General features: G+C 68.5%; 11 protein-coding genes. All 11 read left to right on the forward strand.

Annotation, left to right across the window (positions count from 1 at the left end; genetic code table 11):
* Positions 1-48: 48 nt before the first annotated feature.
* The 11 genes from VER16_RS08105 to motD all read left to right on the forward strand — a co-directional run bounded on the left by VER16_RS08105 (position 49) and on the right by motD (position 13,868).
* Entirely contained in the window at positions 49-2,295 is a 2,247-nt protein-coding gene (locus VER16_RS08105; RefSeq protein ID WP_324807020.1) for a CocE/NonD family hydrolase, read from the forward strand.
* 88 nt (positions 2,296-2,383) lie between these two features.
* Positions 2,384-3,514, forward strand: a complete 1,131-nt coding sequence (flhB, locus tag VER16_RS08110; protein WP_324807021.1) for a flagellar biosynthesis protein FlhB — start codon at positions 2,384-2,386, stop codon at positions 3,512-3,514.
* Positions 3,511-5,616, forward strand: a complete 2,106-nt coding sequence (gene flhA / locus VER16_RS08115; protein ID WP_324807023.1) for a flagellar biosynthesis protein FlhA — start codon at positions 3,511-3,513, stop codon at positions 5,614-5,616. Before flhB ends, flhA begins: the two co-directional genes overlap by 4 nt.
* A 145-nt stretch (positions 5,617-5,761) precedes the next feature.
* Positions 5,762-7,504 (forward strand): flagellar biosynthesis protein FlhF, encoded by a 1,743-nt coding sequence (gene flhF, locus VER16_RS08120; RefSeq protein ID WP_324807025.1) that lies wholly within the window; start codon positions 5,762-5,764, stop codon positions 7,502-7,504.
* Positions 7,491-8,378, forward strand: coding sequence for a MinD/ParA family protein (locus VER16_RS08125; protein ID WP_324807027.1), 888 nt, complete (start codon positions 7,491-7,493; stop codon positions 8,376-8,378). The genes flhF and VER16_RS08125 overlap by 14 nt, the downstream gene beginning before the upstream one ends.
* Entirely contained in the window at positions 8,375-9,118 is a 744-nt protein-coding gene (locus VER16_RS08130; RefSeq protein ID WP_324807029.1) for an RNA polymerase sigma factor FliA, read from the forward strand. Before VER16_RS08125 ends, VER16_RS08130 begins: the two co-directional genes overlap by 4 nt.
* Positions 9,119-9,174: 56 nt before the next feature.
* Complete coding sequence (gene cheY / locus VER16_RS08135; RefSeq protein ID WP_324807031.1) at positions 9,175-9,567, forward strand: chemotaxis response regulator CheY; 393 nt, start codon at positions 9,175-9,177, stop codon at positions 9,565-9,567.
* Positions 9,567-10,172: a protein phosphatase CheZ gene (locus VER16_RS08140; RefSeq protein ID WP_108765090.1), complete on the forward strand. Its 606-nt coding sequence runs from the start codon at positions 9,567-9,569 to the stop codon at positions 10,170-10,172. Before cheY ends, VER16_RS08140 begins: the two co-directional genes overlap by 1 nt.
* Before the next feature lie 2 nt (positions 10,173-10,174).
* Positions 10,175-11,998 carry a chemotaxis protein CheA gene (locus VER16_RS08145; protein WP_324807035.1) on the forward strand — a complete coding sequence of 608 codons (1,824 nt, stop codon included), beginning with the start codon at positions 10,175-10,177 and terminating at the stop codon, positions 11,996-11,998.
* Between the two features lie 102 nt (positions 11,999-12,100).
* Positions 12,101-12,841, forward strand: a complete 741-nt coding sequence (locus VER16_RS08150) for a flagellar motor protein (protein WP_324807037.1) — start codon at positions 12,101-12,103, stop codon at positions 12,839-12,841.
* Position 12,842: 1 nt separating this feature from the next.
* Positions 12,843-13,868: a flagellar motor protein MotD gene (gene motD, locus VER16_RS08155; protein WP_414716032.1), complete on the forward strand. Its 1,026-nt coding sequence runs from the start codon at positions 12,843-12,845 to the stop codon at positions 13,866-13,868.
* Positions 13,869-13,871 lie beyond the last annotated feature (3 nt).

The following is a 13,871-nucleotide window of genomic DNA, read 5'->3' on the forward strand; positions in this document are numbered from 1 at the left end:
GTGCAACCGTATGATGGGCCCGCCTGCCCGTCACCCAAGGAAGAGGCTGTGACCGTTCGGACTACCCTCGTTGGCCTGCTGCTGGCGCTTGCCTGCATGCGCGCCGCTGCCGCCGATCTGCCGTGGTCGCTGCCGCGCGATGCGCCACCGGCGCAGGTCGATGCCGCCCTGCAGCACCTGGCCGGCGAAGTGCTGCACTCCTCCGCGGTGACCGAAGCGCAGCGCAGCCATGCACTGCTGGCCGCAGGCCGCTACCCGGAAGCACGGACCGCGATCGAGAAGGTGCGCCGGGATCTCACCGCCGCCAACGACTCGGCAGCGGCGCAGCGCTGGACCTCGATGCTGCTGCTGGCCACCGCCGCCGGTAACGATGCGCCTGCCTATGCGCGCGCGTTCCATACCCTCTTCAATGCGCTGGACGATGTCGCGGCCGTTCAGTCCGATGGCACCCTGCGCGTCGACCCGGCTGCGGTGCGCGCGCAGCGGGCGCAGGCACTCGCGGCACAGGAAGGCGGCGCCCTGCCCGAGGCAGCTGCCCTGGAACTGGTGCGCCTGCAGGCGGTGCTGCGCGCGCAGACCGCAGCGGCTGCGCTGGCCCCGCCGCTGTTGGCCGCCGAGGAACAGCGCCGCTTCGTGATCGATGACAGCCTGCGTATTCCGGCAGCCGAAGGCGTGGTGCTGTCCGCCCAGCTGGCGCGGCCGCGTACGGCCACCACGCCGCTGCCGGCGGCCATGCTCTTCACGATCTACACCGATCCACCGAAGAACCGGCTGAAGATGCTGCTGGCCGCCGCCCATGGTTACGCCGGCCTCATCGTCGACGCACGCGGCAAGGGCCAGGGCACCGGCACCATCGCCCCTTACGAACATGACGGCGAGGATGCCAACGCGGCCATCGACTGGATCAGCCTCCAGCCCTGGAACGATGGCCGGGTGGCGATGTACGGCGGCAGCTACGAGGGCTTCACCGCGTGGGCAGCCGCGCGCCACCACCATCCCGCCCTGAAGACCATCGTGCCCTACGTCGCCGCGATTCCCGGCCAGGGCCTGCCGATGGAGAACAACGTGTTCCTCAGCGCGAACTACGGCTGGGCGTTCTACGTGGCCAACGGACCGATGCTGGACAACGCCACCTATGCGCAGAACGCGCGCTGGTCACAGCTGGGCCCGCGCTGGTATGCCTCCGGCCTGCCTTACCGGCAGATCGACCAGGTGGACGGCACGCCCAACCCGTGGCTGCAGCGCTGGCTCGACCACCCCAGCTACGACGGCTACTGGCAGGCCATGGTTCCTTACGGCGACCAGTTCAACGACATCCGCATCCCGGTGCTGACCATCACCGGCTACTATGACGACGGCCAGATTTCGGCACTGCAGTACTTCAAGGAGCATCTGCGCCACCGCCCCGATGCCGACCATGCGCTGCTGATCGGACCCTACGACCACGGCGGTGCGCAGTCGCCGCTCAAGCCGATGCAGCTGCGCGGCTACACGCTGGACGCTGCCGCCCAGTTCGACACCCCGGCGGTCACCTTCCAGTGGCTTGACCACGTGCTGCGCGGCGCCCCGCGCCCGGCACTGGTGCCCGACCGGGTGAACTACCAGCTGATGGGTGCCAACCGCTGGGGGCATGCGCCGACGCTGGACGCTGCTGCCGGCGGCCAGCGGCGCTACCACCTGTCGGCTGCGCCCGCCTCGGCCGAGGGTTATCACCACCTGCAGGAACAGGCGCCCACGCCCGGCCAGCTGCGGCAGACCGTCGACATGGCCGACCGCAGCGAAATGCGCCACGGCTACTACCCGTTCCCGATCATCGAAGCGCAGGACACGGCAGACACCGCGCTGTCCTTCGTCTCCGCCCCGTTCAGTGGGCCGATGGACCTGGTCGGCAGCTTCTCGGGCGACCTGAAGGTGCGCATCAACAAGCGCGACCTGGACTGCACCGTCACCCTGTACGAACTGCTTGCCGATGGCCGGCGCATGCAGCTGTCCTATTACATGGGCCGGGCCAGCCATGTGCGCGACCCGACCACCCGGCACCTGCTGCAGCCGGGGCAATGGACCCACCTGCCCTTCGACCGCACCCGCATGGTGGCCCGACGCCTGGCTGCCGGCAGCCGCCTGCTGGTGAAGGTGGATGTTCTGAAGGACGCGATGCACCAGGTGAACCACGGCACCGGGCGCGATGTCAGCGATGAATCCGCCGCCGATGCGGGCGTCCCGCTGCAGGTGGACTGGCACAGTGACAGCGTGCTGACGATACCGCTGCAGGCGGCCGACGACGCCCTGCTGTAGAGCCGAGCCTGCGCTCGGCTCCACACGAACAGCACGTCACGGAACAGTTCTTGCACGCACCCCGGCAACCCCAGCCGCAGTGCCCGTGATGTCCGAGAACGAAGACGCAGGCGAAAAGACCGAACAGCCAACAGAAAAGCGCCTGCGTGAAGCCCGCGACCAGGGCAACATCCCCCGCTCGCGCGAACTGGCCACCGTAGCGGTGTTCGGCGCCGGGGTGATCGCCATCATGGCCGGCAGCGCCTCGTTGGGCGCCAATGGCCGGGCCTGGATGCGCGCCGCACTCAGCCCCGATCCGGCCCTGTGGCAGAACCCGCAGCTGCTGTTCGGCCACTTCGGCATGCTGTTCCTGCGCCTGTTGCTGGCCTGCTGGCCGCTGCTGCTGGTGTGCGTACTGGCCAGCTTCCTGGCCCCGGTGGTGATGGGCGGGCTGCGCTGGTCCAACAAATCGCTGGTGCCCGACCCCAAGCGGCTCAGCCCCATGGCCGGCCTGAAGCGCATGTGGGGGGCGGAAGCCGGCGCCGAATTCATCAAATCCCTGCTGCGCGTGGTGTTCGTCGGGGCCGCGGCCGCGCTGGTGTTCGCCAACAGCTTCGACAGCCTGCGCGGCCTGCTCAGCCAGCCGCTGGAATCGGCCATCGGCCACGGCCTGGGCTTCACCCTCAAGCTGCTGCTGGCCACGGCCGGCTCGATGCTGGTGCTGGCCGCCATCGACGCCCCGTACCAGCGCTGGAACTGGATGCGCAAGCTGAAGATGACCCGCGAGGAACTGCGCCGGGAAATGAAGGAAAGCGAGGGCAGCCCGGAAGTGAAGGGCCGCATCCGGCACATGCAGCAGCAGCTGGCCAACCGCCGGATGATGGAAGCGGTGCCCACTGCCGACGTGGTGGTGGTCAACCCCACCCACTACGCCGTGGCCCTGAAGTACGAGGGCAGCAGCATGGGCGCCCCGACGGTGGTTGCCCTGGGCGTGGACGAAACCGCCCTGCGCATCCGCGAGGTGGCCGACGGCAACAAGGTCGCGATCGTCTCGGCCCCGCCTTTGGCACGCGCCTTGTATCGGGAAGGGCAACTCGGAAAGGAAATTCCCGTGAGACTGTACTCCGCCGTCGCCCAGGTGCTGTCCTACGTCTACCAGCTGCGCAGCTGGCGGACCGGCCCGATGCCGCCCGCCCCGAACGTGGACGTGGATGAATTCGGCAAGGGAGACCGCCCATGAGCGCCCAGACATCCGGCTTCAACACCCGCCGCGCCCTGGAAATGATCCGCCAGGGCCTTGGCGCGCCGCTGATCGTGCTGGCCCTGCTGGCCATGGTCGTGGTACCGCTGGCCGCGCCGGTGCTCGATGCGCTGTTCACCTTCAACATCGCCATCTCGCTGATGGTGCTGCTGGCGGTGGTCTACGTGAAGCGCCCGCTGGATTTCACCATCTTCCCGATCGTGCTGCTGGTCACCACCATGCTGCGGCTGGCGCTGAACGTGGCCTCGACCCGCGTGATCCTGCTCAACGGCCAGAACGGCCACGACGCGGCCGGCAAGGTCATCGCCGCCTTCGGCGAGTTCGTCATCGGTGGCAACTACGCCGTCGGCATCGTGGTCTTCGCCATCCTCACCATCATCAACTTCGTGGTCATCACCAAGGGCGCCGGGCGCGTCTCGGAAGTGACCGCACGCTTCATCCTCGATGCCATGCCCGGAAAGCAGATGGCCATCGACGCCGACCTGAACGCCGGTTTGCTGACGCGTGAGGAAGCCAAGGCCCGCCGTGAAGAGGTCCGCGAGGAAGCCGACTTCTACGGTGCGATGGACGGTGCCAGCAAGTTCATCCGCGGTGATGCCATCGCCGGCATCCTGATCCTGTTCATCAACATGCTCGGCGGCCTGGCCGTGGGCGTACTGCAGCATGGCATGCCGTTCGGCGATGCCGCCGCCACCTATACCCTGCTGTCCATCGGTGACGGTCTGGTGGCGCAGCTGCCGGCCCTGCTGATCTCCAGCGCCGTGGCCATGCTGGTCACCCGCGCCTCGCGCTCGCAGGACATGGCCCAGGCCATGACCGGCCAGGTGTTCGGCCAGTACCGCGCGCTGGCCATCACCGCCGGCATCATCGGCCTGGTCGGCCTGGTGCCAGGCATGCCGAACGTCGCTTTCCTGACGCTGGCCGCCATCCTCGGCTTCATCGCCTGGAAGCTGTACCGCAAATCCCAGGCCCCGGCCGCCGACGAGGCCGCCAAGGCAGGCGAAAACGGGCCGGTGAATGCATTGGGCCGCCCGGCCGCACCGGCCCCCACCGCGGAACTGAGCTGGGACGAACTGCGCCCGGTCGATCCGCTCGGCCTGGAAGTGGGCTATCGGCTGATTCCGCTGGTGGACAGCAGCCAGGGCGGCGAATTGATGGCGCGCATCAAGGGCGTACGCCGCAAGCTGACCCAGGACGTGGGCTTCCTGATTCCCTCTGTGCACATCCGCGACAACCTCGAGCTGCCGGCCAACGGCTACCGGGTGCTGGTGCATGGCGTGCCGGTGGCCACCGCCGACATCCATCCCGACCGCGAGCTGGCCCTGGACCCGGGCAGCGCACTGGGCCCGTTGGAGGGCATCGCCGGCAAGGATCCCGCATTCGGCCTGGATGCCACCTGGATCCAGCCGCATCAGCGTGCACAGGCCGAGACCATGGGCTACACCGTGGTCGACCCGGCCACCGTGGTCGCCACCCATCTTTCCCACCTGATCCGCGAACACGCGCCGGAACTGCTGGGCCACGAAGAGGTGCAGCACCTGCTGGCCAACCTGGGCAAGAGCGCGCCGAAGCTCGTCGAAGATCTGACGCCCAAGGCACTGCCGCTGTCGGCGGTGGTACGCGTGCTGCAGAACCTGCTGGTCGAGCGCATCCCGATCCGCCAGCTGCGCAAGATCGCCGAGGCACTGGTCGAGCATGCCCCGCTCACCCAGGACCCGGCCACGTTGACCGCCGCCGTGCGCAACACGCTGGGCCGCTTCATCGTGCAGGAAATCGCCGGAATGTCGGCGGAGCTGCCGGTGTTCACCCTCAACCCGCAATTGGAACGTGTCTTGCAGGAGTCCACGCAGGGCAACGGCGCCGCGCTGGAACCCGGACTCGCAGAGCGACTGCACCAGAGCCTGGCCGAATGTGTCAGCAAGCAGGAAGCGCGAAACGAGCCGGCGGTCGTGCTGGTACCGGGCCCGGTGCGCGCCGCGCTGGCGCGCCTGGTCCGCCACAGCGTTCCGTCGCTGTCGGTCCTGGCCTACAGCGAAGTGCCGGAAGACAAGCGCCTGAAACTGGTCGGAACGATCAGCTGACGCCGCCCTTCCAAGCGCCAGAAAACAGACATCACTTTCAAACCGCACCACACGACAGATTCCAAGGGGAACCCGAACCGTGCAGACCACCGACCACCCGCGTTCTCCGACTGCCACTCCGCCGACTTCGTCCCGTGACCACAGCATGAAAATCAAACGATTCGTCGCCGCCGACATGCGCTCGGCCATGAACCTGGTGCGCAAGGAACATGGCCCCGACGCGGTGATCCTGTCCAACCGGCGGATCGAGGAAGGCATCGAAATCGTCGCAGCCGCGCACTACGACGAGAGCGTCGTGCAGCGTGCACTGGAAGCCTCGCGCCGCGAGATTGCACCGCCGCCGCCGCCGAAGCCGCGCACCGCCGCCGACGCGGTCATCGCCGCCGTCAGCCGCCGCCGCAGCGCCACCACCGCCGCCGAGCCGGTCGCGGCCACCACTTCGGCCGTGGCCGCCCTGGCCCGCGCCGCCGTGGGCGCAACCGGCCGCACCCTGGACAGTGCCGACGAGATCGTGCCGACCCGCGGCAGCACCGGCTTCGCCGCTACCTTGGCCCGCGCGGGCGTCAATGAATCGGCACTGCCGGAACAGATCTTCGCCCCGTACGCCGAGGCCATCGTGGCACCGCCGGCCAGGCACGTGCTGCCTGCCGACCCGTACCCGGCCCAGGCTCCGGTCCAGCCCCCCGTGGCTGCGCCGATCAACCGCGCCCGCTTCCTGATCGACCCGCCGCTGGAAGAGGACAGCGCCCCCACGCTGCCGCCGCCCATTCCTGGCGCCGCACCGGCGCCGGCGCCAGCCATCGCCATGGCCGCTGCAGTGGTCCAAGCTCCGGTCGAAGTCGCCTTCACCGCGCCTGTGGTCGAGGTCGCCGCTGCCCCGGCCAATGACATGACGCCGGTTGCCGCGCCCCAGCCGATCCCGGCTCCGGCTCCGGCTCCGCAGCTTGCCCCCGCCCCGACCCTGACCGTGGTCGCCGCCGATGACGGCGAGATCCGCCAGCTGCGCCAGGAAGTGGCCGGCATGCGCCAGGTGATCGAGCGCGAAATGAACCGCTTTACCGACGAGCGCCTGCGCGGCAGCGCGGTGCGGGCTGCCGCCCTGGATCTGATGGATGAGTACGGCTTCGATACCGGCCTGTCGCGCGACGTGGCCATGCAGATTCCGCTGGACACCGAGGCCCACCGTGGCCGCGGCCTGATGCTGGGGCTGATCTCGCGCAAACTGCCGATCGCCCCGGTCGACCCGCTGGAAGCCGGCGGAGTGATCGCCCTGGTCGGTCCCACCGGGGCCGGCAAGACCACCACCATCGCCAAGCTGGCCTCGCGCTTTGCCGAAAAGCACGCCCCGCGTGACGTCGCCCTGGTGACCACCGACACGATGCGTATCGGTGCCCGCGAGCAGCTGTACGGGTACGGCCGCCAGCTCGGCATCGCCGTCCACGAGGCCAACAGCGGCACCGACCTGGACCAGCTGCTGGAACGCCTGCAGGACTACAAGCTGGTGCTGATCGACACCGCCGGCCTGGGCCCGCGCGACCGCGCCCTGGCCGCCCAGCTGCAGTGGCTGCGCGCCGCCCGCCAGGTGCGCACCCTGCTGGTGCTGCCGGCCAACACCAGCTTCGGCGACATGGACGAGGTGGTCCGCCGCTTCGGTGCCGCCAACCTGCAGGGCCTGGTCCTGAGCAAGCTGGACGAGACCGGCCGCTTCGGCAATGCCCTGTCGGTGGCCGTCGACCACGCCCTGCCGATCACCTGGGTGACCGACGGCCAGGACGTGCCAGAGGACCTGCACCGGGCCAGTGCAGCCAATCTTGTACTTCGCCTTGAAGATTTGCGCCGAGCGGCCGATATGCCCTGCAACCCGGAGTTGAACCATGCCGTCGCGTGAGTACGCCAAGCTGACCACTACCTTCCCGCTGTCGGCCACCCGCAGCGAGCCGCTCGGCCCTGTCCGCACCATTGCGGTGACCGGCGGCAAGGGCGGCGTGGGCAAGACCAATGTGTCGGCCAACCTGGCCGTGGCACTGGCCGGCATGGGCAAGCGCACCCTGCTGCTGGACGCCGACCTGGGCCTGGCCAACATCGACGTCATCCTCGGCCTGAGCCCCACCTTCACCCTGGCCGACCTGGTGGCCGGCCGCTGCAGCCTGGAGGACGTGATCATCGAGGGCCCCAACGGGGTGCTGGTGGTGCCGGCCGCCTCGGGCCGCCGGCACATGGCCGAACTGGCCCCGGCCGAGCACGTCGGCCTGGTCAACGTGTTCTCCGAACTGGAACGCGACCTGGACATCATGGTGGTCGACACCGCCGCCGGCATCACCGATGGCGTGCTGACCTTCTGCCAGGCCGCACAGGACACCGTGGTGGTGGTCTGTGACGAGCCGGCCTCGATCACCGACGCCTATGCGCTGATCAAGGTCCTGTCGCGCGAACGTGGCGTGGACCGCATCCAGGTGGTGGCCAACATGGTGCGCGACCCCAACGAAGGCCGCGTGCTGTACGAAAAGCTGAGCCGGGTCTGCGAGAAGTTCCTCGCCGATGTGTCACTGAACTACCTCGGCTGCGTGCCGCAGGATGACTGGCTGCGCCTGTCGGTGCAGCGCCAGCAGCCGGTGGTGAAAGCCTACCCGTCCAGCCCGGCCGCGCTGGCGATCACCGAGATCGCCCGCCGCACCGCCCGTTGGCAGGCGCCCACCGAACCGCGTGGTGGCGTCGAGTTCTTCCTCGAACGCATCCTCAAGCAGCGTGGGGTGACCGTATGAAAGGCGCAGCCCAGTACAAGGAAGTCCAGCGCTCGAACGCGACCGACGTCATCACCCAGCACTCGGACCTGGTGCGGCGCATCGCCCACCACCTGGCCGCGCGCCTGCCGGCCAGCGTGGAAGTGGACGACCTGATCCAGGCCGGCATGATGGGCCTGATCGAAGCCTCGCGCAGCTACGACGCCGACCAGGGCGCGTCGTTTGAAACCTACGCCTCGATCCGCATCCGCGGCTCGATGATCGACGAGATCCGCCGTGGTGACTGGGTACCGCGCTCGGTGCACCGCCGCGCCCGCGACGCGGCCGCCACCATCCGCCGGCTGGAACAGAGCACCGGCCGCGCCGCCAGCGCCACCGAGGTGGCTGCGGCGATGGACATGCCCCTGCCCGAATACCTGCGCCTGATGGAAGACGCCTCGCGTGGCCAGGTGCTGAGCCTGGAATCGCGCATCGAGGACCAGGGCGAGCTGGACACCGTGGCCCAGGGCGGCCCGACCCCGCAGCAGGTGCTGGAACGCGGCGAATTCGGCCGCGAGCTGGGCAAGGCCATCGGTCTGCTGCCCGAGCGCGAACAGCTGGTGCTTTCGCTCTACTACGAGCAGGAGCTGAACCTGAAGGAGATCGGCGCGGTGCTCGGCGTGAGCGAGTCGCGGGTCTGCCAGATCCACGGCCAGGCCGTGCTGCGCCTGCGCGGCCGCCTGAAAACCTTCGAGGCCGCCGACGCGGGCCTTGAAGAATGACATGAACGGGTCGGCTGCCCCCGGCCGCCCGGAATGAACACCAAAGGAACTCTGCTTTGAACAAGAACATGCGCATCCTGATCGTTGACGACTTTTCGACCATGCGTCGCATCGTCAAGAACCTGCTGGGCGATCTGGGCTTCACCAATACCGCCGAAGCCGAGGACGGGCATGCCGCGCTGTCGATGCTGCAGAGCCAGCCGTTCGATTTCGTGGTCACCGACTGGAACATGCCGGTCATGACCGGCATCGAACTGCTCAAGGCCATCCGTTCCGATGCCAAGCTGAAGACCCTGCCGGTGCTGATGGTGACCGCCGAAGCCAAGCGCGAGCAGATCATCGAAGCGGCGCAGAGCGGCGTCAACGGCTACATCATCAAGCCGTTCACCGCGCAGACCCTGGAAGAGAAGCTGGGCAAGATCTTCGAACGCCTGGCGGCCAGCGCCTGATGGATACCCCGGTCGACAGAAGCGCCCTTGCCCTGCGCCTGCAGGAGGCCCTGGATGCCCTGGAGTCAGGCGACGAGGCGGCCTGGCGCCAGCGCATCGACAGCCTGGTGGCCGCGCGCACCCAGCCGATGATGAGCGGCCTTTCACGGCTGGCCCGCGAACTGGGCCAGGCGCTGGGCGAGCTGCCGACCGTGCCCGACGAGGCCGGCGAGCTGGACGACGCCTGTGCGCGCCTGGACCACGTGGTGGCGATGACCGAACAGGCCACCCACCGCACCCTGGACCTGGCCGAGGAATGCCGCGCCCTGACCGAACAGCTGCGTGCCGATGGCCTGCAGCCGGGCCAGGACGCGCAGCTGGAGCGCATCCGCCACAACCTGACCGAGATCGCGCTGACCCAGAGCTACCAGGACCTGACCGGCCAGATCATCCGTCGCGTGGTCGGCATCGTCCGCCGCGTGCACGAAGGCTTCGGCGCGCTCGGCCTGCCACCGGAACAGCATCGCACCGACCCGGAACTGGCCGGGCCGGCACTGAAGGGACTGGACCGCCATGCGGTCTCGCAGAACGACGCCGACGACCTGCTGTCGGACCTGGGGCTGTAAGCATGAGCGCTGTTGCCGACGACATCACTGCCGATTTCATCATCGAGGCCCAGGAAATCCTGGATCGCCTGGGCGAACAGCTGGTGTCGCTGGAACAGGCGCCGCAGGACAATGACCAGCTCAACGCGGTGTTCCGTGGCTACCACACGCTGAAGGGCGGCGCCGGTTTCCTCGGCATCACCGCCATGGTCGAACTGTGCCACGCCGCCGAAGAAGCGCTGGGTGCGGCCCGCGCCGGCCAGGCCGTGCTGCAGTCCGGTCACTTCGATGCCGCCCAGCAATCGCTGGACTACCTGCAGTCGATGCTCGATGCGGTGTCGTCCGGCACCGAACCGGGCTATGCCCCGCCGGAACTGATTGCCCAGTTCGATGTGCACGGTGGCGCTGCGCCCACGCCGAGCGCCGCCGCAACACCGGCCGCTGCGGGCAGCGACCTGATCACCGACGACGAATTCGAAGCCCTGCTCGACCAGCTGCACGGCGGCAATGCACCCACTGCCGTTGCCGCGCCGAAGAAGGCCGACGATGGCCTGATCAGCGAAGACGAGTTCGAAGCCCTGCTCGACCAGCTGCATGGTGGCGCGGTTCCGGGCTCGAAGCCGGTGGCCGTCGTGCCGGCGGTCGCCCCGCCCGCGCCGCCCCCGCGCGCCGCGCCCAAGCCAGCCGCGAACAAGCCGGTGGCCGAAGCCGAGCACACCGTGCGCGTGGACACCAAGCGCCTGGATGCCATCGTCAACCTGATCGGCGAACTGGTGCTGTCGCGCAACCGGCTCAAGACCCTGCGCACCCGCCTGCGCGATGAAGAGCTGGACCGCGCCGTGTCCACCCTGGACATCGCCACCGCACGCCTGCAGTCGGCAGTCATGCGCACCCGCATGCAGCCGGTCGGCAAGGTGTTCTCGCGCTTCCCCAAGGTCGCCCGCGATGTTGCCCGTTCGCTGCAGAAGGAAGTGGACCTGGAGCTGGTCGGCGCCGAGACCGAGCTGGACCGCAACCTGGTCGAAGCGCTGGCCGACCCGCTGGTCCACCTGGTGCGCAACGCCATCGACCACGGCGTGGAAATGCCCGACCTTCGCGAAGCGCAGGGCAAGCCGCGGATGGGCCATGTGCGCCTGTCCGCACAGCAGGAAGGCGACTACGTCAGCATCGAGGTGCAGGATGATGGCGCCGGCATCGACCCGGAAAAACTGCGGGCCAAGGCGCGCGAAAAGGGCCTGATCGATCCGGAAGCCGCCGCCCGCCTGAGCAGCGAGGAGTGCCTGCACCTGGTGTTCCTGCCCGGCTTCTCCACCAAGCAGCAGGTCACCGACATTTCCGGCCGCGGCGTGGGCATGGACGTGGTGCAGTCACGCATCCGCGAACTGAGCGGGCAGATCCAGATCCAGTCTGAACTGGGCCGCGGCAGCCGCTTCCTGATCCGCGTCCCGCTCACCCTGGCCATCCTGCCGACCCTGCTGGTGCAGGCCGGCGAGGATGTCTACGCCCTGCCACTGGCCCGCGTGATGGAAGTGCTGCACGCGCCGCGCACCTCGCTGGGCTGGTTCGATGGCCGTGCGGTGCTGGACCGGCGCTCGCACACCCTGCCGCTGGTCGACCTGCGCCAGTGGCTGGATGTGACGCCGGCCGCCTCCACCCTGCTGACCATCGTGGTGCTGCAGGCCGGTGAAGCCCGCTTCGGCCTGGTCGTGGACCAGGTGCGTGGCCGCGAGGAAGTGGTCATCAAGCCACTGCCCAAGGCCCTGCGCGGCCTGCGCGGTTATGCCGGTGCAACCTTGATCGGCGATGGTCGCATGGCGCTGATCCTGGACGTGGACGGCCTGCGATGAACCCCCGCCGGGCCTGGCCCGGCAACCCGAAAACTGTGACTACCGTCTGTACACGATCACCCGGTGTCTCAAGTCCCGTTCACACACGCCGATACCGGACCCATGGATAGACTCAGCCTCATTGGACTCTTTCTGGCCCTGGCCTCGCTGGTCGGCGGCAGCATCCTGAAGGGCGCCGGCCTGGCCTCGCTGTGGTCGCCGGCGGCCTTCGTGATCGTGATCGTCGGCACCGTGGCGGCCATCCTGCTGCACACCGCACCGGCCGTGTTCAAGCACGCCTTCAAGATCGTGCGCTGGGTCGTGCGCCCGCCGCACAGCGACCGCCACGAACTGATCAAGCAGATCGTCGAGTGGAGCAACATCGCCCGCCGGCAGGGCCTGCTGGGCCTGGAATCGCAGGTGGAAGCGCAGCGCGACCCGTTCCTGCGCAAGGGCCTGCAGCTGCTGGTCGATGGCGTGGAACCTGAATCGATCCGGCACATGCTGGAAATCGAACTGGGCAGCCAGGAACACCAGGACCAGGCCGGTGCCAAGGTATTCGAGGCCATGGGCATCTATGCACCCACCCTGGGCATCATCGGCGCCGTGCTGGGCCTGATCGCGGTGATGAAGAACCTGGCCGACCCCAGCAAGCTTGGCCACGGCATCGCTGCCGCGTTCACCGCCACCATCTACGGCATCGCCTCGGCCAACCTGCTGTTCCTGCCCATCGCCGCCAAGCTCAAGGGCGTGATCGCCCACAACACCCGCGACCGCGAAATGGTCATCGAAGGCCTGATCTCGATTGCCCAGGGCGAGAACCCGCGCAACATCGAAACCAACCTCACCGGTTTCCTGCACTGACATGGCCCGCCGCAAGCACCACGAAGAGCACGCCAACCACGAGGCATGGGCCATCCCCTATGCCGACCTGATGACGTTGCTGCTCGCCTTCTTCGTGGTCATGTATGCCATTTCCTCGGTCAACGAGGGCAAGTACCGGATCATGGCCGATGCCCTCACCGATGCCTTCGGCGGTGCGCCGCGTACCATCAATCCGGTGCAGGTGGGCAACAAGCAGGTCCAGGGCGGCGGCTGGGACAGCCCCTCGGTCATCAAGTCGGGCACGAAGATCGGCCCGTCCGCACCCGCGCCCACCCACGATCCCACTCTGCTGCCGGCGATGGCCTCGCAGATGCGCATGCCGGTCTCGGTGCACAACCAGGAGCAGATCGCGCGTGCCGAGCGCCAGCTCAACAGCATCGCCGACCGGCTGACCGCCGCGCTGTCGCCGCTGATCGACCGCGGCATGATCAGCGTGCGCCGCACCGAGCTGTGGATCGAAGTGGAGATCAACAGCGACATCCTGTTCCCGACCGGCTCAGCCAATCTGGACGTACATGCGCGGCAGACCCTGGCCAGCCTGGCCGAGGTGCTGCGCGATGTGCCCAACAGCGTGCGCGTGGAAGGCCACACCGACAACGTGCCGATCGCCACCGCCACCTTCCCCTCCAACTGGGAACTGTCGGCCGGGCGCGCCGCCAGCGTGGTCCATCTGTTCGCAGACCAGGGCGTGCAGCCTTCGCGGCTGGCGATGGTGGGCTACGGCCAGTTCCGCCCGCGCGAGGAAAATGACAGCGCCCAGGGCCGCAACCGCAACCGGCGGGTGATGGTCATCATCCTGGCCGACACCAGCCACGCGGTCGATCCGCTGGGCCAGCGCCTGAATGCCGCCGCCGATGCCAACGCAGGTTCGTCCCGCACGACTGCGGACGCGGCCGCCACGGCGCCGCGCAGTCCCACCCTTTCCCCCAACGCACCGGTGCAGTTGCCGCCGGTGCCGGCTGGCAGCCGCGTCGGCGCCGCCGTTCCCCCGGCAATGAAGGAGTAACCC

This window comes from Stenotrophomonas sp. (assembly GCF_035634915.1).
In the GTDB taxonomy this organism is placed as follows: Bacteria; Pseudomonadota; Gammaproteobacteria; order Xanthomonadales; family Xanthomonadaceae; genus Stenotrophomonas.

Bases quoted from the DNA above. Each gene is read 5' to 3' on its own strand.
- flhB (WP_324807021.1), top strand. From the start codon at position 2,384: ATGTCCGAGAACGAAGACGCAGGCGAAAAGACCGAACAGCCAACAGAA.
- VER16_RS08140 (WP_108765090.1), top strand. From the start codon at position 9,567: ATGGATACCCCGGTCGACAGAAGCGCCCTTGCCCTGCGCCTGCAGGAG.
- VER16_RS08150 (WP_324807037.1), top strand. From the start codon at position 12,101: ATGGATAGACTCAGCCTCATTGGACTCTTTCTGGCCCTGGCCTCGCTG.
- motD (WP_414716032.1), top strand. From the start codon at position 12,843: ATGGCCCGCCGCAAGCACCACGAAGAGCACGCCAACCACGAGGCATGG.
- flhF (WP_324807025.1), top strand. From the start codon at position 5,762: ATGAAAATCAAACGATTCGTCGCCGCCGACATGCGCTCGGCCATGAAC.
- VER16_RS08130 (WP_324807029.1), top strand. From the start codon at position 8,375: ATGAAAGGCGCAGCCCAGTACAAGGAAGTCCAGCGCTCGAACGCGACC.
- VER16_RS08145 (WP_324807035.1), top strand. From the start codon at position 10,175: ATGAGCGCTGTTGCCGACGACATCACTGCCGATTTCATCATCGAGGCC.
- VER16_RS08125 (WP_324807027.1), top strand. From the start codon at position 7,491: ATGCCGTCGCGTGAGTACGCCAAGCTGACCACTACCTTCCCGCTGTCG.
- flhA (WP_324807023.1), top strand. From the start codon at position 3,511: ATGAGCGCCCAGACATCCGGCTTCAACACCCGCCGCGCCCTGGAAATG.